The organism is Streptomyces sp. NPDC049837 (assembly GCF_040674455.1).
GTDB lineage: Bacteria > Actinomycetota > Actinomycetes > Streptomycetales > Streptomycetaceae > Streptomyces.
Map to the genome: position 1 here is coordinate 716,001 of NZ_JBFAMP010000004.1, position 21,992 is coordinate 737,992.

Consider the following 21,992-nt stretch of genomic DNA (forward strand, 5'->3'; position numbering starts at 1 on the left):
CGCAGGGTGCGCCGGGGCCCGTCGTCAGGGCGTGTCGGGGAACTGGAGTATCGGGAAGCTGCCCGTCGTCGTCGGGGCGTGCTCCGGGAGCCACAGCACCGCGATCGCGCCGCCCGGCTCCGTGGCGGTGCCCGTGGGCGCCGCGTTGCGGAAGGTGAGCCGTGCGCCCAGCACCCGGGCCTGGCCCGCCGCGATGGTCAGGCCCAGGCCGTGACCGTGTCCGGCGCGGTCGCTGGCGCCCGTGCGGAACCGGCTCGGGCCCTCCCGCAGCAGGGCCTCGGGGAAACCCGGCCCGTGATCGCGGACCCGCACCACCCGGCCCTCGACGGTGACCTCCACCGGCCCCTTGCCGTGCTTGGCGGCGTTGGCCAGCAGATTGCCCAGGATGCGCTCCAGCCGGCGCGGATCGGTGTTCACCCACGACTCGTGCACCACCCGCACCACGGCGTCCGGGTACAGGGCGGTGACCCGCCGCTCGACGAACTCCCCGAGCGCGATCTCCTGGAGCTCGGCCCGCTCCGAGGCACTGTCCAGCCGGGCCACCTCCAGCACGTCCTCCACCAGCGTGCGCATCGCCTGCGCCCGGTCCCGCACCAGCTCGGTCGGCCGCCCGGGCGGCAGCAGCTCGGCGGCGGTGAGCAGCCCGGTCACGGGCGTGCGCAGCTCGTGCGCGATGTCCGCGGTGACCCGCCGCTCCGCCTCGATCCGCTCGTTCAGCGCGTCCGTCAGGGCGTCCACCGCCCGCGCGAGCTCGTCCGTCTCGTCGCGTACGACACCGCCGATCGCTTCCCGGACCCGTACCTCCGTATTGCCCTGGGCGACTTTCCCGGCAGCGGTGGCGGCCTTGCGCAGCCGCCGTGACAGTTGGCCGCCGATCAGCACGCCCAGCGCGCAGCCGCCGAAGACCACCGACACCGAGCCGACGATCAGCGCCTCGTCCAGGTCCTTCATGATCGTCGTGCTGCGGCTGGCGAACTGGCTGTGCAGCGACAGCACGTCCCCGTTGCCCAGCGGCACGGCGGCCCACACGTCCGGCGGACCGTCCTCGTGCTCCTGTACGTACGTCCCGCGCCGCCGCTCCCGCATCAGCTCGTCGAGCTGCGGCGGCAGCGCCGGGTCGTTGAGCTTCGCCCCGAATTTGGGGTCGCCCTTCGGCTTCGCCGACTCGTACATCCGCTGGGCGAACAGCAGCCGCTCCATCTGCACGTCGCGCGCGTTGCCGAGCATCGAGACGCGGGCGGCGTTGTGGACGACGAGGCTGAGCGCGACCGCGACCAGGGCGCCCACGGCGGCGATGGCGATCGAGATCTTCCATCTGACGCCGGTGCGCAGTGCGGGCGGCTTCATGCCTTGAGCTTGTAGCCGAAGCCGCGGACCGTCTCGATCCGGTCCTGGCCGATCTTGGTGCGCAGCCGCTGCACATGGACGTCCACGACCCGCGTGTCACCGCCCCAGCCGTAGTCCCAGACCCGCTCCAGCAGTTGGTCGCGCGACAGGACGGTGCCCGGCGCCGACGAGAACTCCAGCAGCAGCCGCATCTCCGTCGGCGTCAGCGCCACCGGGGCGCCGCCCCGGCGGACCTCCATGCCGTCGGTGTCGACCTCCAGGTCACCGAAGACCAGCACGCCGCCCTGTGCCTGCCCCGCCCGGTCCGCGTCGCCGCCGGCGCCACCCCCGGGGCCGCCCGCGTGCCCGAAGCGGCGCAGCACGGCGCGGATACGGGCGACCAGCACGGCGCCGTCGAAGGGCTTGGTGACGTAATCGTCGGCGCCGGCCTCCAGGCCCAGCACCACGTCGATCGAGTCGGCGCGGGCCGACAGCATGATCACCGGCACGGTCGACTCGTCGCGGATGCGCCGGCACAGGCTCACGCCGTCCATGCCCGGCAGCATCACGTCCAGCAGGGCGATGTCCGGCTGCCGCTGCCGGAAGGACTCCAGACCGGACAGCCCGTCCGGCATGGCCGTCACCGCGAAGCCGTCCCGCTCCAGGGCGAGCTGCGTGGCCTCACGGATGACGTCGTCGTCCTCCACGAACAGGACATGGGTCTCGGCCATCGACGTCTTCTCTCCGTGCTCTCTCGAGTCTGCTCAGTTCTTGCTGGGCGCGGGCTGCTCGCCGGGGCCGTCGATGCCGCCGTCCCCGACCGTCTTGCTGTACTCGTTGTGTACCCGGTCGTGCTCGGTGAACTTGTTGCCGGTCCACCGGTAGGTGATCACGTCCTCGCCGGAGGGGTACGACACCGGGTCGTCCTCCGCGTACACCTGCTTGGTGACGACCAGGTCCCCGCGGTCGATCGTCGAGTAGACGGCCGGCTCCTCCAGGGAGAACACATTCTCGTACGCCGTGCCCTTGGCGTCGTCCTTCGCGCCGCCGAGACGGTACACGTAGGTCCCGACGCCCACGGCGTCACCGCACGTCAGCACGTTCACCACGACGTCCGGGGTGCCGGAGTCGGTCAGGGTCCCGTAGGAGGTGTCCACCGGGTAGGCGTCCGCCACGCACGGCTTGAGGTCGTCCTTGACCCGGTCGCTGACCTTCGGGTCGTTCATGATCAGCCGGACCGCGTTCACCTTCTTCAACGGCGACGACGCGGACGACGAAGGGGCCGGGGCGCTCGACGGCGTGCCCTGGTCGGTCCGTGCGGCGCCCTCGTCGCGCGTACCCGTGCCGCCGGTGGAGCAACCGGCCGTGAGCAGGCCGATGGCGGCGGCCACGGCCATCGCCGTGGTGCCCGCCGCCCGGATCCTGCCCGTGCCGCTCGTGCCGCTCGTGTGGTCTCTGGCGCTCAGGCCGCGCACCGCTCCCGCCCCCGCTCGTCACTGCGTTCCGTACGCTCCAGGGCGCGGGCGTCGATGTCCCGGCTCTCCAGCTCCTGCCGGAGACGGGCGAGTGCCCGGTGAAGCGTGGACTTCACCGTACCGGTCGACATGCCGAGCGCGGCGGCCGTCTCCTCGGTGCTCATCTGCTCCCAGTGGCGCAGCACGACGACGCTGCGCTGCTTGGGCGCCAGCACCTTCAGGATGTCCATCAGCAGGGCCCGGTCGGCGTGCTGCTCGGTGGCGTCGTCGACGGACGCGTCCGGGAGCTGCTCGGTGGGCACCTCCTCCAGCTTGCGGGCGCGCCACCACTCCGTACGCGTATTGATCATCACCCGGCGGAGGTACGCGTCGGCGAGGCTCTTGTCGGCTATGCCGTCCCAGCGGCCGTACGTACGGGCCAGCGCCGTCTGGAGCAGGTCCTGCGCGTCCACCGGGTCGGGGACGAGACGTCGGGCGCTGCGCAGCAGGGCGTCCTGCCGTGTGCGTACGTACTCCTCGAATTCGAGCACCTCGCCGTGCGACATCCCGAACCGCCTCCGATCCCCGTGAAACCCCGTGTGTTGCTTACGTCCGCAGACGCTACGGAGCTCTTGTCACGGGGTTGTCCGCGCAGGCCGTCGGAGGACGCACGGCTGGCCATCGGTTGTGTAACAGCGATGGTGTTACGAAGCCGGGGGGCGGGCCCGGCTCCGTACGCCTCACCCGGCCGGGAGCCGGTACCGCCCGCCGTCCAGGGGCTCGACCAGGCCGTCCGCGACCAGGCCGTCCAGGGCGCGGGCGCGCTGCACCGGGTCGTGCCAGACCGCGTCCAGCGCGGCCTGGTCCACCGGGGCCACCGCCTCGCGGAGCACGGCGAGCAGCCGGCCGCGCACCTGGCGGTCCGTACCCGCGTACGTCTGGCCGCGCCGGGCCGGGCCGTCGTGGGCCGGCTTGCCCGCCAGCCGCCACGCGCACCGCACGGCGATCGGGCACCGGGCGCAGTCCTCGTTGCGGGCGGTGCACACCAGGGCACCCAGCTCCATGGACGCCGCCGCCCAGCGGGCCGCCGTGCGCTCGTCGTCCGGCAGCAGCGCCCGCGCCAGTTGCCGCTCGGCGGCCGTCGTGGCGTTCGGCGGGTACTGCACACCCGTCACCGACCGGGCGAACACCCGCCGCACGTTGGTGTCCAGTACGGCGTGGCGCTGCCCGTACGCGAACGACGCCACCGCCGCGGCGGTGTACTCGCCGATGCCGGGCAGGGCGAGCAACTGCGCGTGATCGCTCGGTACGTCGCCGCCGTGCCGTTCCGTTATCGCGACCGCCGCGCCGTGCAGCCGCAGCGCACGGCGCGGGTAGCCGAGCCGGCCCCAGGCGCGCACGGCCTCACCGGGGGCCTCGGCGGCCAGGTCGGCGGGGCGGGGCCAGCGGGCCAGCCACTGCTCGTACACCGGGAGGACCCGGTTGACCGGGGTCTGCTGGAGCATGAACTCGCTGACCATCACCCCCCAGGCGCCGGCCTCGGGGCGGCGCCAGGGGAGGTCGCGGGCGTTCTGCTCGAACCAGGCGAGCACCGGCGCGTGCAGCTCCACGGCGGCGGGCCCGGAGCCGGGCCTGGTTTCGGGGGAGGAGGGGATCGCAGTCATGGCACGTCCGATCCTGGCACGTTCCTCACCCGCGACGGTGCATCGGCTCCCGGCGCCGCCGGGACACGGCGTGGTCGGCAACGGCCGGCCCGGGCCCGGCCAGCCATGTGGCCGCGGCGGACCGGCTCATCCGCATCGTGTCGGCCAGCGCCCTGGCCGGCCCGGTCAGCAGCTTCACGAACAGCACCGCGGCCAGCGCGCCCAGCACCAGGCCGGCCGCCACGTCGTGCGGGTAGTGCACTCCGACGAACACCCGCGAGAACGCCATGAGCAGCGCCATCGGCACCGTCAGCCAGACGATCCCGCGCCAGGCCAGGGCGAGGGCGATCGCGGCGGCACCGGCGATGGCGGAGTGGTTGCTCGGGAAGGACCAGTCGCCGTGCGGCGGGCACTCCACGATCGAGGCGGCGGCCCCGGCCACCGCGCGGCACGGGCGCTCCTCGTCCACCACCGACTTCAGCAATTCGCTGACCACGTACCCGAACGCGGTGCCCAGCGGCGCGAGAACGGCCAGCGCCATGGCCCGGGAGTCGGCGGGGCGCGCCCGCCACCAGCCGGCGATGAACAGCACGCCGAACAGCAGCAGGCCGGCCTCCGTCCACAGCTCGGCGACGAGCTGCAACCAGCCCGGGGTGTCGTGGGCGAGGTCGGTGATGTCGCGATAGAGGTCCTGGCTCATGGTTACGGACGGTACCTGGCGCCGGGGACCCGCCCGACCGGGAGCCGGGGTGTTCGAGTGTGATCATCGGCAAAACTTGGTGCACAGGCGGCGGGTGGGGCGGGAGTTGGTGCCGATCTCTCGTACAGTTTGCGCCGTGGGATCTCTGCGCAATCCGGTCGGGCCGCTTCCCTCCTCCATCTACTGGCGACGGAGGGCAGTCGCGGCGAGTCTGGTCGTGCTCCTCGCGCTGCTGATCGTATGGTTCGTCAGCTCCGGTGACGACGACGGGAAGAAGGGCAGCGACAACTCCAACGGGGCCGCTCCCGCGACCTCCATCACGCCGGGTCCCTCCCGGCCGGGACCGGCGATCAGCGAACAGCCGGGCGGCCGCGACGAGTCGGCGCCCGGTGCGGGCGCCGACGGCGGGAAGAACGGCGACACGGCGGCGCCGGGCGGCGCGGACTCCGGTACCGGCGGCGCGGGCACCGGACCGGGCACCGACGCCGGCGCGGGCGCCGACCCCGGCAGCGGCTCCGGCAGTGGCTCCGGCTCCGGCGGTACGACCTCGGGCCAGCAGGTCCCGGCGAACTCCCCGCTCCCCAACTGTGCCCCTGGCTCACTGCAGTTGACGCTGCGCAGCGCCAAGGTGAGCTACGCGCCCGGCGAGAAGCCGCGCTTCCAGCTCGTCGCCCGCAACACCTCCACCACCACCTGCAAGGCCGACCTCGGTCCCAGGACCGCCGTGCTGACCATCAAGAACGACGAGGCCGACCAGGTCTGGTCGTCGAAGGACTGCCCGCGCGGCTCAGGCACCCTGCTGCTGCGCGTCCCGGCGGGCGGGAGCGTCACGCACACCGTGGAGTGGGACCGCCGCCCGAGCGCACCGCGCTGCGCGACCCCGTCCGCGCCGGCCGCCGGGCCGGGCACCTACCTGGTCGAGGCGACCGTGCCGGGCGCGAAGGTGCTGCCGGCGTCGTTCACGCTCGCCAAGGACTGACGGCCCCGCCGGTCGGACGTACCGCTAGGGCCTCTCGTTCGGATCTTGCTGGGCTCGTGACCAGCCTGATCCAAACGAAAGACCCTAGACGTACCGCTCCAGGATCGACGACTCGGCGAGCCGCGACAGGCCCTCGCGCACGCTGCGGGCCCGCGCCTCGCCGACCCCGTCGACGGTCTGGAGGTCGTCCACGCTCGCGGCGAGCAGCTTCTGGAGGCCGCCGAAGTGCTCCACGAGCCGCTCGATGATCGCGCCGGGCAGCCGCGGCACCTTGGCCAGCAGGCGGTAGCCGCGCGGTGAGACCGCCGAGTCGAGCGTCTCGGGCGAGCCGCTGTAGCCCAGGGCACGGGCCACGATGGGCAGTTCGAGCAGCTCGGCGTGGCTGAGGGCGTCCAGCTCGGTGAGCGCCTCGGCGACCGTGCGGGACCGCTTGGCGGTGGGCTCAGGTACGTAGTCGCGCACCACGAGCTCCCGCTCGGGCTCGACGCCCGCGATCAGCTCGTCGAGCTGGAGGGCGAGCAGCCGCCCGTCGGTGCCGAGCTCCACCACGTACTCGGCGATCTCGGTGGCGATCCGGCGCACCATCTCCAGGCGCTGGGCGACGGCGGTGACGTCCCGGACGGTCACCAGGTCCTCGATCTCCAGCGCCGAGAGGGTGCCGGCGACCTCGTCGAGGCGGAGCTTGTACCGCTCCAGGGTGGCGAGGGCCTGGTTGGCCCGCGACAGGATGGCCGCCGACTCCTCCAGGACCCGGCGCTCACCGTCCACGTACAGGGCGATCAGCCGCATCGACTGCGACACGGAGACGACGGGGAAGCCGCACTGCTTGCTCACCCGGTCCGCGGTGCGGTGGCGGGTGCCGGTCTCCTCGGTGGGGATGGACGCGTCCGGGACGAGCTGGACGCCGGCCCGGAGGATCTTGGTGATGTCCTTGTCGAGGATGAGCGCGCCGTCGAGCTTGCACAGCTCGCGCAGCCGGGTCGCGGTGAACTCCACGTCCAGCACGAACCCGCCGGTGCACATCGACTCGACGGTCTTGTCCATGCCGAGGACGATGAGTCCACCGGTGTTTCCGCGGAGGATGCGCTCCAGTCCGTCGCGCAGCGACGTACCCGGGGCGACGGCGCTGAGCGAGGCGCGCATGAGCGCCTCGTTGCCGGAGCCCGCGCCGGACTTTCCGGGAGCTGCTGCCCCGTCCTTGGCTGCCACTGCACTCCTCCGGCTCGTACGGATGGGCGAGACCTGGGCAAAGTCTAGCGACCCCGCCCGCGCCCGTCGGGCCTCCCGGCCCGTCTGGGCCGCCCACCGCTCCCCACGGCGGGCCGTGGCGGTGCCCTTGCCCGGGTGCTCGGCGGGGCGGCGACGACCGTGGGTGGCGGCGCGGCCCCACCGGCCTCAGCCCTGGGCGGCCTCCTCCCGCGGGCCGGGCGCCCGGCGGCGGGCGCCCGGGAGGACCCGCAGCGCGTCGCCCATGTCGGCGACTTCCGTGACCTTCATCCCCGGAGGGACCTTGCCCGGGTCGGCCGGGACCAGGGCGTGGGTGAAGCCCAGCCGGTGGGCCTCGGCGAGGCGGCGCTGGACGCCCGTGACGCGCCGGACCTCGCCCGCGAGGCCGACCTCGCCGATGGCGACCAGGTTCTTCGGCAGCGGGGTGTCGCTGGCCGCCGAGGCCAGGGCGAGCGCGACGGCCAGGTCGGCGGCCGGTTCGGACAGCTTCACCCCGCCGACCGTCGCCGAGTAGATGTCCCGCTTGCCGAGGGCGGTGATCCGGCCGCGCTGCTCCAGGACCGCCAGCATCATGGAGACGCGCGAGGTTTCCAGTCCGGAGGTGGTGCGCCGGGGGGACGGGATCTGTGAGTCGACGGTGAGGGCCTGGACCTCGGCCACCAGGGGGCGGCGGCCTTCGAGGGTGACGGTGAGGCAGGTGCCGGGCACGGCCTCCGCGCGGCGGGTGAGGAACAGGCCCGACGGGTCGGCCAGGCCAGTGATGCCCTCGTCGTGCAGCTCGAAGCAGCCCACCTCGTCCGTCGCCCCGTACCGGTTCTTCACGCCCCGCACCAGCCGCAGCCGCGCGTGCCGGTCGCCCTCGAAGGACAGGACGACGTCCACGAGGTGCTCCAGCAGCCGGGGACCGGCGATCGCGCCGTCCTTCGTCACGTGGCCCACCAGCAGCGTGGACATGCCGCGCTCCTTGGAGGCGCGGATCAGCGCGCCGGCGACCTCGCGGACCTGCGCCATGCCGCCCGGCGCGCCGTCGATCTCGGGGGAGGCGACGGTCTGGACGGAGTCGAGGACGAGGAGCGAGGGCTTGACGGCGTCCAGGTGGCCCAGGACGGCGGACAGGTCCGTCTCGGCCGCCAGGTACAGGTGGTCGTCGATCGCGCCGATCCGGTCGGCGCGCAGCCGGACCTGGCTCGCGGACTCCTCACCGGTGACGTACAGCGTGCGGTGGTCGTCGCTCGCGGCCTTCGCCGCGACGTCCAGCAGCAGCGTGGACTTGCCGACACCTGGCTCGCCCGCGAGGAGGACGACCGCGCCCGGTACCAGCCCGCCGCCCAGGACGCGGTCCAGCTCGTCCACCCCGGTCGTCCGGGCCGTGGCCTGCCGGCCGTCCACTTGACCGATCGGGAGGGCGGCGGTGGAGACGCGCCCCGCGGCGGTGGTACGGACGGCGGGCGCGCCGTACTCCTCCACCGTCCCCCACGCCTGGCACTCGGGGCAGCGGCCGAGCCATTTGGCGGTCGTCCAGCCGCATTCCGTGCAGCGGTAGGAGGGCCTGTCCTTGGCGGATTTCGTACGGGCAGCCATGCCGAAGACCGTAGCGGGCCCCACTGACAACGCCGTCCGCGCGGGGCTCCCGGGGCGGCCGGGACCTCAGGGACGCGGGTGGGTGACCGGCGTAGAATCCGCGCTTCCTGTCCCCTTTTGAGGGATACGTTCACCCGTAAGGATTAAAAGTGCGGAAGGGGTGCGAAGGGTGTGCCTTCCACTGCCTACGGTCGCCGGGTGACGAGCAGCAGGCTGGAGCCCCCCACGCACACCACCGGCGCACACCGGGCGCGGCGCCGCGCGCCCCGGACCGGGCCCCGCACCCTGGCCCAGCGCCCACCGGCGCGGTACGAGCCGTATCTGGACGGGCTGTTCACGTACTGCCTGTCCGTGCTGTGCGACCACGACGTGGCCACCACGGTGCTGGGCGACGTACTGGCCATCTCCGAGCGGCAGTTCGGGCGGTGCCCCGGCGCCGACCCCGAGCGGCGGGCCTGGCTGTACGCTCTCGCCCGCTGGGCCTGCCTGCGCGAGCTCGGCGAGCAGCGGCGCCGGCGCAACGGGCAGCGGCACGGCCAGGGGGCGCACGCCGGCCGCCCCGCCGCCGCACCCACCTCCGCCGCGTCGGAGGGCGTCCCGCACGTTCCGCCCGAGACCGCCGAACGGCGCCGCCGTGAGCTGTCCCTGCTCGCCTGGCCCGAGGCCGCCGGCACGACCCCCGAGCAGCGCGAGGCGCTGGAGCTGGCCGTACGGCACCAGCTCGCCGCCCCCCAGGTCGCCGCCGTCCTCGGCATGGAGGCCCTCGCGGCCCGCGAACTGCTGTCCGCCGCCGCCTGCGAGGTGGAGCGCACCCGCGCCGCGCTCGCCGTCGTCGAGACCGGCACGTGCCCGGCCGTGGCCCGGCTCACCGGCGACAACCAGGTGCTGCTCTCCGCGGCCCTGCGCCGCGAGCTCGTCCGGCACGTCGACGACTGCCCCCGCTGCCGCCGCGCCGCCGAGCGCGCCGAGGCCGGCGGCCCGTGGCCCGGCTCGTCGGTGACCCCCGCGCAGTTGCCGCTCGTCGAGGCGCCGAGGGCGGCGGCGTACGTCGCGATGCTGCACGTCCCGCGCGCGCGGGCGGGCGGGCCGCGGTTCGGGCGCGACGGCTTCCCCCTGGACCCCAAGGACCACGCGGCCCGCCGTGACCGGATGCGGGCGCGGGCGCTGACGACGACCGTGGTGGCCACCGTGGTCGCCGCGCCGGTGCTCGCCCTGTGGGCGGCCTACCGGGGGGCTCCGGTGACGGGGGAGGGGCACGACGGTTCCCCGGTCAGCGCGACCGAGGCCGACGACCGGGCCGCGCGGGCGGACGGGTCCGGCGACCGGCCGGATCACTACGAGAACGCGGGCAACGCCCGCAACGACCCGAGCCGCTCCGCCACCCCCGGCTCGTCGCACGTCTCCGTCGAGGTCCTCAGCGCGGGTACGCCCCCACCGCCGTCGGCCCCGGGCCGGCCCTCCCCGGGCCGCGTCACGGTCACCGCGCAGCCGTCCGGCGGCGACACGACGATGCTCACGCTCACCGCGTCGGGCGGCTCACCCGTGACCTGGTCCCTGTGGACGGACGCCCCGTGGCTCTACGCCAGCCGCGCCTCCGGCACGCTCGCCCCCGGCCAGTCGGTCACGGTGTACGTCTCCGTCGACCGCGCCCGCGAACCGGCAGGCCCCTGGACCGCCCGCGTGGGCGTCGACCCGGCCGGCGCGGTCGTGGAGATCGACGGCCGCGGCGCGTCCCGCCCGCCATCCCGGCCGGGCCAGGGCCCGCGGCCCACCCCGAGCACACCGGCGACGACCCCGCCGCCGTCCCAGGACCCGACGCCGACGCCGACCCCGCCCCAGTCCACGCCCCCGTCGACTCCGCCGCCCTCGCCGGACCCGACGCCCTCGGACACGCCCGCGCCCACCGCGAGCCCGTCCACGGACGCACCGGCAAGCTGACGCGTCAGCCCACCGCGTCCACCGGGTCCACCGGGTCCGCCGGATGCGGGGCCACCAGCGGCAGGTGCGACGCCAGGCGGGCCTCGCACAGCTCCACCAGCACGTCGTACGCCGCCTTGCCCATCAGCTCCGTCAGCTCGGGGCGGTACGTCACGTACACCGGCTTCCCCGCCCCGTGAGCCGAGGTCGCCGACGTACACCACCAGTGCAGGTCATGGCCGCCGGGCCCCCAGCCGCGCCGGTCGTACTCGCCGATCGAGATCTGGAGCACCCGCGTGTCGTCGGGGCGGTCGATCCAGTCGTACGTGCGCCGCACCGGGAGCTGCCAGCAGACGTCCGGCTTCGTCTCCAGCGGCTCGCGGCCCTCCCGCAGCGCCAGGATGTGCAGCGCGCAGCCCGCCCCGCCCTTGAATCCCGGGCGGTTCTGGAAGATGCACGAGCCCTCCCAGCGGCGCGTCTGCCGCTCGCCGTCCTCGTCGAGCTGCACCCAGCCGCCCGCGGATGTGCCCTCGTCGTGGAACTGCCACAGCTCCGGCGTGAGCCGTGCCACGTGCGAAGCGACGCGCTGCTCGTCGTCCTCGTCCGAGAAGTGCGCGCCCAGCGTGCAGCAGCCGTCGTCCGCGCGCCCCGCCTGGATGCCCTGGCAGCCGCTGCCGAAGACGCAGGTCCAGCGTGACGTCAGCCACGTCAGGTCGCAGCGGAAGACCTGCTCGTCATCGGCCGGGTCCGGGAACTCCACCCACGCACGGGGAAAGTCCAGGCCCTTTTCATCGGAAACGCCCGTTACGGGCAGTACGGGGGACTTCTCGTGCTTCTTGGCGGGCTTCGCCTTCTTCGTCTTTGGCACACACCAAGCGTATGCGCCAGGCGCAGTAGCGTTCGTGGCATGAGACTCGGAGTCCTCGACGTCGGTTCGAACACAGTGCACCTGCTGGTGATGGACGCCCACCCCGGCGCCCGGCCGCTGCCCGCCCACTCCCACAAGGCGGAGCTGCGGCTCGCCGAGCTGCTCGACGCGGACGGCTCCATCGGCGACCACGGCATCGAACGGCTCATCACCATCACCCACGACGCGCTGCGCACCGCCGAGGACAAGGGCTGCGAGGAGGTCCTCCCCTTCGCCACCTCGGCCATCCGCGACGCGGCCAACGCCGACGCAGTGCTGAAGCGGGTCAGGGACGAGACCGGCGTCGACCTCCAGGTCCTCACCGGCGAGGAGGAGGCCCGCCTCACCTTCCTCGCCGCCCGCCGCTGGTTCGGCTGGTCCGCCGGGAAACTGCTGCTCCTGGACATCGGCGGCGGCTCCCTGGAGATCGCGTACGGGATCGACGAGGAGCCCGACGCGGCCGTGTCCCTCCCGCTGGGCGCCGGGCGGCTCACCGCCGGCTGGCTGCCCGGCGACCCGCCGGACCCCGCCGACGTGAAGGCGCTGCGCCGCCACGTACGGGCGGAGATCGCCCGCACGGTCGGCGAGTTCGCCCGCTTCGGCAAGCCGGACCACGTCGTCGCCACGTCCAAGACGTTCAAGCAGCTCGCCCGGATAGCCGGCGCGCCCGGCTCGGGCGAGGGTCTGTACGTGGAGCGGATTCTGAGTCGTACGTCACTGGAGGAGTGGGTCCCCAAGCTCGCCGCCATGACCGCCGAGCAGCGCTGCACCCTCCCCGGGGTCTCCGAGGGCAGGGCGCCGCAACTGCTGGCCGGAGCGCTGGTGGCGGAGGGCGCTATGGACCTGTTCGGCGTCGAGGAACTGGAGATCTGCCCATGGGCCCTGCGCGAAGGAGTCATCCTCCGTCGGCTGGATCACCTCCCGGCCGCCTAGCGGGTGCCCGTAGTCTGTCCCTCGTGGCTGAAACGTCGGAATCAGTGGTGCGCATCCCGGATGCGAAGGTCGCACTGTCGACGGCCTCGGTCTATCCGGAGTCGACGGCGACGGCCTTCGAGATCGCCGCCCGCCTGGGCTACGACGGCGTCGAGATCATGGTGTGGACCGACCCCGTCAGCCAGGACATCGAGGCGCTGCGCCGCCTCTCCGACTACCACCAGGTCCCGGTCCTCGCCGTCCACGCGCCCTGCCTGCTGATCACCCAGCGCGTCTGGTCGACCGACCCGTGGGTGAAGCTCCAGCGCGCCCAGGCGGCGGCGGAGAAGCTCGGCGCCTCGACCGTCGTCGTCCACCCGCCGTTCCGCTGGCAGCGCCAGTACGCACGGGACTTCATCGACGGCATCTGGCGGATGGCGAACGAGACGGACGTGCGGTTCGCCGTCGAGAACATGTACCCGTGGCGCTACCGCGACCGCGAGATGCTCGCGTACGCGCCCGAGTGGGACGTCAGCAAGGACGACTACCGCCACTACACGATCGACCTGTCGCACACCGCGACCGCCCGGATCGACGCCCTGGACATGGTGGGCCGGATGGGCGACCGGCTCGGCCACGTCCACCTCGCCGACGGGCGCGGCTCCGCCAAGGACGAGCACCTGGTGCCCGGGCGCGGCACACAGCCGTGCGCCGAGCTGCTGGAGCACCTGGCGCGCTCCGGCTTCGACGGCCACGTCGTCATCGAGGTCAACACCAGGCGCGCGATGTCGGCCGCCGAACGCGAGGCCGACCTGGCGGAGGCGCTCGCCTTCACGCGCCTGCACCTGGCCTCCTCGGCCCGCGTCCGATGACCGGCGTACGCAGGGGGCGCGGCCGGCCGCCCAAGGCCGGGGCCGTCGATGGCCCCGACGCGCGGACGCGCATCCTTGAGGCGGCCCGTGCCGAGTTCGCCGAGCGCGGCTACGACAAGACCTCCGTGCGCGGCATCGCCAAGGCGGCGGGCGTCGACCCGGCCCTCGTCCACCACTACTTCGGTACGAAGGACGAGGTCTTCGCCGCCGCCATCGAGCTGTCCTTCGAACCGGCACTGCTCATCCCGGCGATCATGGGGGAGTCCACCGAGGGTATCGGCGAGCGGCTCGCCCGCTACTTCCTCGGCGTCTGGGAGAACCCGGTGACCCGGACCCCGCTGCTCGCCATCATCCGCTCCGCGCTCACCCACGACGCGGCGGCGAAGGTGCTGCGCGGGTTCGTGCTGCGGCGGGTGCTGGAGCGGGTGGCCGACGACCTCGACGTACCGGACCCGAAGTTCCGGGCGGAGCTGGCGGCCTCCCACATGATCGGCATCGCGATCCTGCGCTACGTCATCCAGGTGGAGCCGATGGCGTCCGCGCGCCCCGAGGACATCGTCGCCCTGGTCGCCCCGACCTTGCAGCGGTACCTGACCGAGGCGTGACCGAAAGCTGAGCCTGCCGTCCCGCGATCCGGACAGCTTGTCCAGATCTTGGAGCCGGAGCGTACGCTCGAAGCAGACACCTCTCTGTTAAGGAGCGACGGATCATGCCCGAGCTGAGGTCCCGCACTGTCACCCACGGCCGCAACATGGCGGGCGCCCGCGCCCTTATGCGGGCCTCCGGTGTACCGGGCGCGGACATCGGCCGCAAGCCGATCATCGCCGTCGCCAACTCCTTCACCGAGTTCGTGCCGGGCCACACCCACCTCCAGCCGGTCGGCCGGATCGTCTCCGAGGCGATCCGCGAGGCGGGCGGCATCCCGCGCGAGTTCAACACGATCGCCGTCGACGACGGCATCGCCATGGGCCACGGCGGCATGCTGTACAGCCTGCCCTCCCGCGACCTGATCGCGGACAGCGTCGAGTACATGGTCGAGGCGCACTGCGCCGACGCCGTGATCTGCATCTCCAACTGCGACAAGATCACGCCCGGCATGCTGATGGCCGCCCTGCGCCTCAACATCCCCGCGGTCTTCGTCTCCGGCGGCCCGATGGAGGCCGGCAAGGCCACCCTCGTCGACGGCACGGTCCGCACGCTCGACCTGGTCGACGCGATCTCGGACGCCGTCAACGACAAGATCTCGGACGCGGACATCCTCCGTATCGAGGAGAACGCCTGTCCGACCTGTGGCTCCTGCTCCGGCATGTTCACCGCCAACTCGATGAACTGCCTGACCGAGGCGATCGGCCTGTCCCTCCCCGGCAACGGCTCCACCCTCGCCACCCACACCGCCCGCCGCGCCCTGTACGAGAACGCCGGGCGCATGGTCGTCGAGCTGACCGACCGCTACTACGCCCAGGGCGACGAGTCCGTCCTGCCGCGCAACATCGCCACCATGGCCGCCTTCGAGAACGCCATGGCCCTCGACATCGCCATGGGCGGCTCCACCAACACGATCCTGCACCTGCTGGCCGCCGCGCAGGAGGCGGGTGTCCCCTTCGGCCTGGAGGAGATCGACGCCGTCTCTCGCCGCGTGCCGTGCCTGGCCAAGGTCGCGCCGAACGTCGCCAAGAACCGCACGTACTACATGGAGGACGTGCACCGCGCCGGCGGCATCCCCGCCCTGCTGGGCGAGCTGCACCGCGCCGGGCTGCTCAACGAGGACGTGCACAGCGTCCACAGCCCGTCCCTCGCCGACTGGCTCAAGACCTGGGACGTGCGCGGCGGCTCGCCGTCCGCCGAGGCCGTCGAGCTGTGGCACGCCGCCCCGGGCTGCGTCCGCTCCGCCGAGGCGTTCTCCCAGTCCGAGCGCTGGGAGACCCTGGACACGGACGCCGCCGAGGGCTGCATCCGCTCCGCCGAGCACGCGTACTCCAAGGATGGCGGCCTCGCCGTGCTGAAGGGCAACCTGGCGGTCGACGGCTGCGTCGTGAAGACGGCCGGTGTCGACGAGTCGATCTGGACCTTCGAGGGCCCGGCGGTCGTCTGCGAGTCGCAGGAGGAGGCCGTCGAGAAGATCCTCAACAAGCAGATCACCGACGGCGACGTCGTCGTCATCCGCTACGAGGGCCCCAAGGGCGGCCCCGGCATGCAGGAGATGCTCTACCCGACGTCGTTCCTCAAGGGCCGTGGCCTGGGCAAGACCTGCGCGCTGATCACGGACGGCCGGTTCTCCGGCGGTACGTCGGGCCTGTCGATCGGCCACGCGTCGCCCGAGGCGGCGAGCGGCGGCACGATCGCGCTGGTCGAGGACGGCGACCGGATCCGCATCGACATCCCGAACCGCTCCATCGAGCTGCTGGTCTCCGACGAGGCGCTGGCCACCCGTCGCGAGGCCCTCGCCGGCGTGTACGCGCCGAAGAACCGCGACCGCAAGGTCTCGGCGGCCCTCCGGGCGTACGCGGCGATGGCCACGAGCGCCGACAAGGGCGCGGTCCGGGACGTCAGCAAGCTCGGCTGATCACCACCGCGACGGGTCCTTTGCCGGTACGGCGAACACGGACCCGTCGGGCGCCGTCGCGAACACCGTGCCGTTCGCGACGGCGGGCGCCGGCAGCAGCGGCGCGAACGTGTACCGCCCGCCGTCCATGCGCGGCTTCGTCATCCCCAGCAGCACGCCGCGCCCCGCGTCCACGGCAAGCAGCCGCCCGTCGGCCGCCGCCAGGTAGACGTGCCCGCCCGCCACGACCGGGCGGGAGGCGCGCGTCACCCCGGTCTCCAGCCGCCAGCGCTGGGCGCCCCCGCCGGTGGTGTCCACGGCGAGCAGCGAACCGCCCGACCCGATGACGTACACGGTGTCGCCCGCCATCGCGGCCTGCGCCTGGTCCACGGGGACGGCGAGCGGCACGCGCCGAGCGGTCCGGTCGGCGGTGTCCAGCCGGACGACCGCATCCGTGTACAGGTCCTCGTCGGTCGACAGCAACAGCAGCGCACCGTCCGACGCCTGTACGGGGCTGAGGGCGCCGCTCAGCCGCTTGCTCCACAGCACCCGCCCGTCCGCCGGGTCGACCGCCCGCACCAGCGTGGCCGCCGCGTCGGGCGAGGCGGCCGCCGCGTAGGCGACACCGTCGGGGCCGGTCACCCACTGCGCGCCGGGCGTCCCCGGGAGCCGCTTGGCCCAGCGCTCCTCGCCGGTGGCGCCGTCCAGGGCGCGCACGCCGCCGTCCGCCGCCACGAGCAGCACGGTGTCGCCCGCGTGCAGCACGTTCGCGTAACCGGAGACGTCCTCGTGCCAGCGGGCCTCACCGGTGGCCGGGTCGAGCGCGTCCAGGCGGGCGCGGCCGGGCGTCACGACGTGGACCAGCCCGCCGGACAGCACGGGCGCGGTGCCGGTTTCGGTCGCGGCCGCCTTCGTCGTCCAGGCTTCGTCGCCGTTCTCGGGGCTGAGGCGGGCCGCCTTGACGCCGGGAGCGGTGCAGTAGAGGGCGCCCGGGGCGGCCGTGCACAGGGGCGTGAGGTTCTCGCCGCCGGCGCCCAGGGCGGCGGACCAGGGCCGGAACGGCTGGGCGTCCCGCCCGGCCTGGGCGGTGGTCCGTGACGGCTCGTCGCCCAGGCCGCGCACGGCGACGACCCCGCCCGCGACCAGCGCCGCGAGGGCGGTGAGCCCGGCGGCCCACCGCAGCCGGCGGCCACGGCGCGGCGTCGCGCCCGGGCCCGGCTGTGCGGCGGGAACGGGGTCCTCCTCCGCCCGCCGCTGGGCCGGTATGAACGCCCCGCCCGCGCCTTCGGGTTCTCCGGAAGCCCGCAGCTCGCCCATCAGCTCGTCCGCCGTGGGCCGCTCGGCCGGGTCCTTGGCCAGGCAGCGCATCAGCAGCGGGACCAGGTCCTCCGGTACGCCGGCCAGGTCGGGCTCGTTGTGGACGACCTGGTAGGCCACGATGTACGGCGAGTTGGAGTCGAACGGGCCGCGCCCGGTCGCCGCGTGGACCAGGACGGCGCCCATCGCGAACACGTCGGCGGCGGGCCCCACGTCGCGGGGCCGCTGGAACTGCTCGGGCGCCATGAACGGCGGGGTCCCGATCAGCTTCCCCGTCTCGGTGCGCAGATCACTGTCGGCAGGCCGCGAGATCCCGAAGTCGATGACCTTCGGACCGTCGGCGGCCAGCAGCACGTTGCTCGGCTTCAGGTCGCGGTGCACCACGCCCGCCCGGTGGATGTCGCGCAGCGCCTCCGCGAGCCCCGCGCCCACCCTCCGCAGCTCCACGGAGCCCAGTGGGCCGTTCCGCTTCACCCGCTCGGACAGGGTCGGCCCGTCGATGAACAGCGTGGCCATCCATGGCCGCTCGGCGTCCGGGTCCGCGTCCACCACCGGCGCGGTGAACGCCCCGCTGACCCGCCGCGCCGCCGTGACCTCCTGCCGGAACCGCGCCCTGAACTCGGCGTCCGCAGCATGCTCGGCATGGACCACCTTCACCGCCAGGCGCAGCCCGGAACCGGACCTGGCCAGGTGGACGACGCCCATGCCGCCCGAGCCCAGGCACTCCTCCAGCCGGTACCGTCCGGCGTACTCCGGATGCTCCGCTTCCGGAAACGCTCCCCGAAACGGCTCCGGAACCGGTCCGGTGCTGCGCAACGGCGGCATCGCCCACCCCCGTGTGTGTTCGTCCGCGCGCGTCCCGCGTCCAGCGCGACGCACGGAGCCTAGTCGATGATGCGTGCGATGCCGTGAGGGCTTGCTAGCCTGCGCGCGGCGCGCGTGCACGGGGCACGTGCCCCGACGGGGGAGGGCCACATGGCCATGGAAGAAGTCACCGAAGAAGCGGTCGAAGCCGCGACGTACACCGTGAAGCGCTACCCGGTGGCGCCGGGCTACCGGGTCAACGTCCGCAGCGGCCCGGGCACGAACTACAGCGTGGTGAAGGTCCTGGCGGAGGGCGTCCGCGTCCCGATCAACTGCCAGAAGCCGGGCACGACGGTCACCGGCCCGTACGGCACGACCAACCTCTGGGACAACATCGCCAACGGCCAGTACGTCTCCGACGCCTACGTGAACACCGGCAGCGACGGCTACGTCGCCGTGCGCTGCTCCTGACCGCACCACGGCCCGCCCGGGGATAATCGACCCCGTGAGCGAGCAGACGACCAGCACCAGCACCAGCACCCCGGCCGGGCCGCAGCCCGAGCCCATCCGCTTCTTCGGCACGACCTGGGTCGGCCACGACGGCGGTTACGGGCTGCGGCGCGCCGGGGTCGCCGCCGGCTCGCTCGCCGCCGCCGTCGCCGGGGCGTTCGTCCTCCGCTTCGCCTACCAGGGCCTGGCCATCGCCGATGTCGGCGGCTTCGTCAACACCCTGGTCGTCGTCATGTTCGCCGTGTGCTCCGCCATCGCGTTCAGCCGGACGTGGCAGGGCTTCACGCGCCGCCCCGCCGACCCCTCCCGCGAGGACGCGCTGCGCAGCCTCAAGGCCATCGGCTTCATCGGCTCCCTCCTCGCCTACTTCCTCCGCTCCCTCACCGAGGCGCCCGGCGAGAAGCTGCTGCGCTCCGAGTACGAGACGGCCCGCGCCCAGTACGAGAAGCGCCGCTCCACCCGCACGGGCAACCCCGCCGCCCGCGCCAGGAAGCCCAAGCGCCGCTAGTCCGCTTCCCCGGCCGCCATGCCTTGACGGCCACCTTCGGCAGGCGCACTATTCATCACGTGATGAATTTTAGCGGCCCTGCCGTCGAAGCCCACGGCCTCACCGTCGTACGCGGCCATCGCACCGTCCTGCGCGGCCTCGACTTCGCCGTACCGCGCGGCCGGATCACCGGCCTCCTCGGCCCCTCCGGCTGCGGCAAGTCGACCCTCATGCGCGCCATCGTCGGCACCCAGGCCAAAGTCACCGGCACCCTCGACGTCCTCGGCCGGCCCGCCGGCGACGCCTCCCTCCGCGCCCGCGTCGGCTACGTCACCCAGGCCCCCTCCGTCTACGACGACCTCACCGTCCGGCAGAACCTCGACTACTTCGCCGCCGTCCTCCTCCCCGGCCGCCGGCACCGCGACGCCCGCGCCGACACCGTCACCCGCGCCATCACCGACGTCGACCTCACCTCACACGCCGACGCCCTTGCCGGAAACCTCTCCGGCGGCCAGCGCAGCCGCGTCTCCCTCGCCGTCGCCCTGCTCGGCACCCCCGAACTGCTCCTCCTCGACGAACCGACCGTCGGCCTCGACCCCGTACTCCGGCGCGACCTGTGGAACCTCTTCCACCGCATCGCCGCCGACCGGGGCGCCACGATCCTCGTCTCCTCGCACGTCATGGACGAGGCCGAGCGCTGCCACCGCCTCCTCCTCATGCGCGACGGCGAGATCCTCGCCGACGACACCCCCGAAGCCCTGCGCCGCCGCAACGACACGGCCACCGTCGAAGACGCCTTCCTCCGCCTCGTCGACGCCGCCAACGCCCTCCAGGAGGCCCAGCGATGAACGGCTCCCGCACCCTCGCCACCACCGCCCGCGTCCTCCGCCAACTGCGTCACGACCCCCGCACCATCGCCCTGATGCTGCTCGTCCCGATCCTGATGATCACGCTGCTGCGGTACGTGTTCGACGGCAGTCCCGGCACCTTCGACTCCATCGGCGCCTCACTGCTCGGCATCTTCCCGCTGATCACCATGTTCCTGGTGACCTCGATCGCCACCCTGCGCGAACGCACCTCCGGCACCCTGGAGCGGCTCCTGGCCATGCCCCTCGGCAAGGCCGACCTCATCGCCGGGTACGCCCTCGCCTTCGGCCTCCTCGCCATCGTCCAGTCCGCCCTCGCCACCGGAGTCGCCCTCTGGGTGCTCGGCCTCGACGTCACCGGCTCCCCGTGGCTGCTGCTCCTGGTCGCCCTCCTCGACGCCCTGCTCGGCACCGCCCTCGGCCTGTTCGTCTCGGCGTTCGCCGCCTCCGAATTCCAGGCCGTCCAGTTCATGCCGGCCGTGATCTTCCCCCAGCTCCTGCTCTGCGGCCTGTTCACCCCGCGCGACCGGATGCAGCCGGCCCTCGAAGCGGTCTCGAACGTGCTGCCCATGTCGTACGCCGTCGACGGCATGAACGAAGTCCTCCGCCACACCGACATGACCGCGGCCTTCCTCCGCGACACCCTCGTCGTCGCCGCCTGCGCCCTCCTCGTCCTCACCCTCGGCGCCGCCACCCTCCGCCGCCGCACCGTCTGACGCTGCCCGCCCCTCGGACACGCCCGCCCCGCCCGGCACCCCGGTGCGAGGATGGCGTCACGTACCCCCGTCCGGCGAGGTGAACATCAGCCATGACCCAGACAGTCGCAGTCCTCGGTACCGGCAAGATCGGTGAAGCGCTGCTCAGCGGCATGATCCGGGCCGGCTGGCCCACCGCCCACCTCCTGGCCACCACCCGCCGCGCCGACCGCGCCGAGGAACTCCACGCCCGGTACGGCGTCGAGACCGTCAGCAACGCCGACGCCGCCAAGCGCGCCGACACCCTCATCCTGGCCGTCAAGCCGCAGGACATGGGCAAGCTCCTCGACGAGCTCGCCCCCCACGTCGCCCCCGACCGCCTCGTCATCAGCGCCGCGGCCGGCATCACGACGACGTTCATCGAAGAACGCCTCGCCGCCAACACCCCCGTCGTCCGCGTCATGCCGAACACCCCCGTCCTCGTCGACGAGGGCATGTCCGTCATCTCGGCCGGCAGCCACGCCACCGGCGACCACCTCGCCCACGCCGAAGAGATCTTCGGCGGCGTCGGCAAGACCCTCCGCGTCCCCGAGTCCCAGCAGGACGCCGCCACCGCCCTCTCCGGCTCCGGCCCGGCGTACTTCTACTACCTCGTCGAAGCGATGACCGACGCCGGCATCCTCCTCGGCCTGCCCCGCGCCCAGGCCCACGACCTGATCGTCCAGGCCGCCATCGGCGCCGCCGTGATGCTCCGCGACAGCGGCGAGCACCCGGTCAAGCTCCGCGAGGCCGTCACCTCCCCGGCCGGCACCACCATCAGCGCCATCCGGGAACTGGAGAACCACGGCGTACGCGCCGCCCTGATCGCCGCCATCGAGGCCGCCCGCGACCGCAGCCGCGAACTCGCCACCGGCAACGGCTGACCCGGCACCGGGCCGAGGTTGACACACCCCTGCCCGGTCCGTACTGTTCTCCGGGTTGTCCGACGTGAGCGCCGACTCCGGTCGGTCCCCGGACAGCCATTCCGCAAGAACCACTCCAAGCGAGCGACGATTCGTCGCGCCGCTTTCCGTGCGCTTTTGCGAAATGAGGAATCCGCGTTCGAGAGAGCGCAGCCCCGATTAGCGTCGGCGGCAAGGAATCCGCTAAAGTCTCACTCGTCGGAACGGCCCAACAGCCGGAAAGACAACCCCCTCTGACTGGGAATCAGGCCCGAAAGGATCTGATAGAGTCGGAACCGCCGGAAAGGGAAA

The 21,992-nt window shown here is 73.2% G+C and carries 21 protein-coding genes; 11 read left to right on the forward strand and 10 right to left on the reverse strand.

All coding sequences use genetic code 11. The features are described from left to right. Positions 1–24 precede the first annotated feature (24 nt). From cseC to AB0J57_RS14825, 6 genes are all read right to left on the reverse strand, one after another. Positions 25–1,347 (reverse strand): two-component system sensor histidine kinase CseC, encoded by a 1,323-nt coding sequence (gene cseC, locus AB0J57_RS14800; protein ID WP_366128475.1) that lies wholly within the window; start codon positions 1,345–1,347, stop codon positions 25–27. Then, positions 1,344–2,057 (reverse strand): two-component system response regulator CseB, encoded by a 714-nt coding sequence (gene cseB / locus AB0J57_RS14805; RefSeq protein WP_366128476.1) that lies wholly within the window; start codon positions 2,055–2,057, stop codon positions 1,344–1,346. Before cseB ends, cseC begins: the two co-directional genes overlap by 4 nt. 33 nt (positions 2,058–2,090) lie before the next feature. Then, positions 2,091–2,723, reverse strand: coding sequence for a hypothetical protein (locus AB0J57_RS14810; protein WP_366128532.1), 633 nt, complete (start codon positions 2,721–2,723; stop codon positions 2,091–2,093). A gap of 65 nt (positions 2,724–2,788) precedes the next feature. Then, the gene (locus tag AB0J57_RS14815) at positions 2,789–3,346 is read right to left on the reverse strand and encodes a SigE family RNA polymerase sigma factor (protein ID WP_366128477.1); all 558 of its coding nucleotides are present in this window, start codon (positions 3,344–3,346) and stop codon (positions 2,789–2,791) included. Between the two features lie 174 nt (positions 3,347–3,520). Then, complete coding sequence (locus AB0J57_RS14820) at positions 3,521–4,444, reverse strand: A/G-specific adenine glycosylase (protein ID WP_366128478.1); 924 nt, start codon at positions 4,442–4,444, stop codon at positions 3,521–3,523. Between the two features lie 25 nt (positions 4,445–4,469). Then, positions 4,470–5,123: a phosphatase PAP2 family protein gene (locus AB0J57_RS14825; protein ID WP_366128479.1), complete on the reverse strand. Its 654-nt coding sequence runs from the start codon at positions 5,121–5,123 to the stop codon at positions 4,470–4,472. 136 nt (positions 5,124–5,259) lie between these two features. On the opposite strand from AB0J57_RS14825, the gene AB0J57_RS14830 reads away from it, so the two are divergent. Further along, positions 5,260–6,102, forward strand: a complete 843-nt coding sequence (locus AB0J57_RS14830) for a hypothetical protein (protein ID WP_366128480.1) — start codon at positions 5,260–5,262, stop codon at positions 6,100–6,102. Between the two features lie 84 nt (positions 6,103–6,186). On the opposite strand, the gene disA is transcribed toward AB0J57_RS14830, so the two are convergent. Both disA and radA read right to left on the reverse strand, forming a co-directional pair. Continuing rightward, positions 6,187–7,311: a DNA integrity scanning diadenylate cyclase DisA gene (gene disA, locus AB0J57_RS14835; protein ID WP_366128481.1), complete on the reverse strand. Its 1,125-nt coding sequence runs from the start codon at positions 7,309–7,311 to the stop codon at positions 6,187–6,189. Between the two features lie 186 nt (positions 7,312–7,497). Further along, positions 7,498–8,910, reverse strand: coding sequence for a DNA repair protein RadA (gene radA, locus AB0J57_RS14840; RefSeq protein WP_366128482.1), 1,413 nt, complete (start codon positions 8,908–8,910; stop codon positions 7,498–7,500). A 198-nt stretch (positions 8,911–9,108) separates the two neighbouring features. On the opposite strand from radA, the gene AB0J57_RS14845 reads away from it, so the two are divergent. Continuing rightward, the gene (locus AB0J57_RS14845) at positions 9,109–10,848 is read left to right on the forward strand and encodes a hypothetical protein (protein ID WP_366128483.1); all 1,740 of its coding nucleotides are present in this window, start codon (positions 9,109–9,111) and stop codon (positions 10,846–10,848) included. A 4-nt stretch (positions 10,849–10,852) separates the two neighbouring features. On the opposite strand, the gene AB0J57_RS14850 is transcribed toward AB0J57_RS14845, so the two are convergent. Continuing rightward, positions 10,853–11,695: a hypothetical protein gene (locus tag AB0J57_RS14850; protein WP_366128484.1), complete on the reverse strand. Its 843-nt coding sequence runs from the start codon at positions 11,693–11,695 to the stop codon at positions 10,853–10,855. A gap of 39 nt (positions 11,696–11,734) precedes the next feature. On the opposite strand from AB0J57_RS14850, the gene AB0J57_RS14855 reads away from it, so the two are divergent. From AB0J57_RS14855 to ilvD, 4 genes are all read left to right on the forward strand, one after another. Then, a complete protein-coding gene (locus AB0J57_RS14855; RefSeq protein ID WP_366128485.1) occupies positions 11,735–12,667 on the forward strand; it encodes a Ppx/GppA phosphatase family protein in 933 nt (310 codons plus the stop codon). A 44-nt stretch (positions 12,668–12,711) separates the two neighbouring features. Continuing rightward, positions 12,712–13,518, forward strand: a complete 807-nt coding sequence (locus AB0J57_RS14860; protein ID WP_366128533.1) for a sugar phosphate isomerase/epimerase — start codon at positions 12,712–12,714, stop codon at positions 13,516–13,518. After that, positions 13,515–14,123 carry a TetR family transcriptional regulator gene (locus tag AB0J57_RS14865; protein ID WP_366128486.1) on the forward strand — a complete coding sequence of 203 codons (609 nt, stop codon included), beginning with the start codon at positions 13,515–13,517 and terminating at the stop codon, positions 14,121–14,123. Before AB0J57_RS14860 ends, AB0J57_RS14865 begins: the two co-directional genes overlap by 4 nt. A 104-nt stretch (positions 14,124–14,227) precedes the next feature. Further along, a complete protein-coding gene (ilvD, locus tag AB0J57_RS14870) occupies positions 14,228–16,081 on the forward strand; it encodes a dihydroxy-acid dehydratase (RefSeq protein ID WP_366128487.1) in 1,854 nt (617 codons plus the stop codon). Here ilvD and AB0J57_RS14875 read toward each other — a convergent pair whose 3' ends face one another. Beyond that, positions 16,082–18,202, reverse strand: a complete 2,121-nt coding sequence (locus AB0J57_RS14875; protein WP_366128488.1) for a serine/threonine-protein kinase — start codon at positions 18,200–18,202, stop codon at positions 16,082–16,084. A gap of 156 nt (positions 18,203–18,358) precedes the next feature. On the opposite strand from AB0J57_RS14875, the gene AB0J57_RS14880 reads away from it, so the two are divergent. From AB0J57_RS14880 to proC, 5 genes are all read left to right on the forward strand, one after another. Continuing rightward, positions 18,359–18,652, forward strand: coding sequence for a peptidase (locus AB0J57_RS14880; protein WP_366128534.1), 294 nt, complete (start codon positions 18,359–18,361; stop codon positions 18,650–18,652). 34 nt (positions 18,653–18,686) lie between these two features. Beyond that, positions 18,687–19,199, forward strand: a complete 513-nt coding sequence (locus tag AB0J57_RS14885) for a hypothetical protein (protein ID WP_366128489.1) — start codon at positions 18,687–18,689, stop codon at positions 19,197–19,199. A 62-nt stretch (positions 19,200–19,261) separates the two neighbouring features. Continuing rightward, complete coding sequence (locus tag AB0J57_RS14890; protein WP_366128535.1) at positions 19,262–20,026, forward strand: ABC transporter ATP-binding protein; 765 nt, start codon at positions 19,262–19,264, stop codon at positions 20,024–20,026. Continuing rightward, on the forward strand, positions 20,023–20,760 hold the full coding sequence (locus tag AB0J57_RS14895; RefSeq protein WP_366128490.1) for an ABC transporter permease: 738 nt from the start codon (positions 20,023–20,025) through the stop codon (positions 20,758–20,760). The genes AB0J57_RS14890 and AB0J57_RS14895 overlap by 4 nt, the downstream gene beginning before the upstream one ends. Positions 20,761–20,852: 92 nt before the next feature. Beyond that, on the forward strand, positions 20,853–21,662 hold the full coding sequence (gene proC, locus AB0J57_RS14900; protein WP_366128491.1) for a pyrroline-5-carboxylate reductase: 810 nt from the start codon (positions 20,853–20,855) through the stop codon (positions 21,660–21,662). The last annotated feature ends 330 nt before the right edge of the window (positions 21,663–21,992 follow it).

What these genes read in the sequence shown, in the direction of transcription:
- ilvD (WP_366128487.1), top strand. Translation starts at nt 14,228, where the DNA reads ATGCCCGAGCTGAGGTCCCGCACTGTCACCCACGGCCGCAACATGGCG.
- cseC (WP_366128475.1), bottom strand. Translation starts at nt 1,347, where the DNA reads ATGAAGCCGCCCGCACTGCGCACCGGCGTCAGATGGAAGATCTCGATC.
- proC (WP_366128491.1), top strand. Translation starts at nt 20,853, where the DNA reads ATGACCCAGACAGTCGCAGTCCTCGGTACCGGCAAGATCGGTGAAGCG.
- AB0J57_RS14865 (WP_366128486.1), top strand. Translation starts at nt 13,515, where the DNA reads ATGACCGGCGTACGCAGGGGGCGCGGCCGGCCGCCCAAGGCCGGGGCC.
- AB0J57_RS14890 (WP_366128535.1), top strand. Translation starts at nt 19,262, where the DNA reads ATGAATTTTAGCGGCCCTGCCGTCGAAGCCCACGGCCTCACCGTCGTA.
- radA (WP_366128482.1), bottom strand. Translation starts at nt 8,910, where the DNA reads ATGGCTGCCCGTACGAAATCCGCCAAGGACAGGCCCTCCTACCGCTGC.
- cseB (WP_366128476.1), bottom strand. Translation starts at nt 2,057, where the DNA reads ATGGCCGAGACCCATGTCCTGTTCGTGGAGGACGACGACGTCATCCGT.
- AB0J57_RS14875 (WP_366128488.1), bottom strand. Translation starts at nt 18,202, where the DNA reads ATGCCGCCGTTGCGCAGCACCGGACCGGTTCCGGAGCCGTTTCGGGGA.
- AB0J57_RS14810 (WP_366128532.1), bottom strand. Translation starts at nt 2,723, where the DNA reads ATGGCCGTGGCCGCCGCCATCGGCCTGCTCACGGCCGGTTGCTCCACC.
- AB0J57_RS14815 (WP_366128477.1), bottom strand. Translation starts at nt 3,346, where the DNA reads ATGTCGCACGGCGAGGTGCTCGAATTCGAGGAGTACGTACGCACACGG.
- AB0J57_RS14855 (WP_366128485.1), top strand. Translation starts at nt 11,735, where the DNA reads ATGAGACTCGGAGTCCTCGACGTCGGTTCGAACACAGTGCACCTGCTG.
- AB0J57_RS14820 (WP_366128478.1), bottom strand. Translation starts at nt 4,444, where the DNA reads ATGACTGCGATCCCCTCCTCCCCCGAAACCAGGCCCGGCTCCGGGCCC.
- AB0J57_RS14825 (WP_366128479.1), bottom strand. Translation starts at nt 5,123, where the DNA reads ATGAGCCAGGACCTCTATCGCGACATCACCGACCTCGCCCACGACACC.
- AB0J57_RS14880 (WP_366128534.1), top strand. Translation starts at nt 18,359, where the DNA reads ATGGAAGAAGTCACCGAAGAAGCGGTCGAAGCCGCGACGTACACCGTG.
- AB0J57_RS14895 (WP_366128490.1), top strand. Translation starts at nt 20,023, where the DNA reads ATGAACGGCTCCCGCACCCTCGCCACCACCGCCCGCGTCCTCCGCCAA.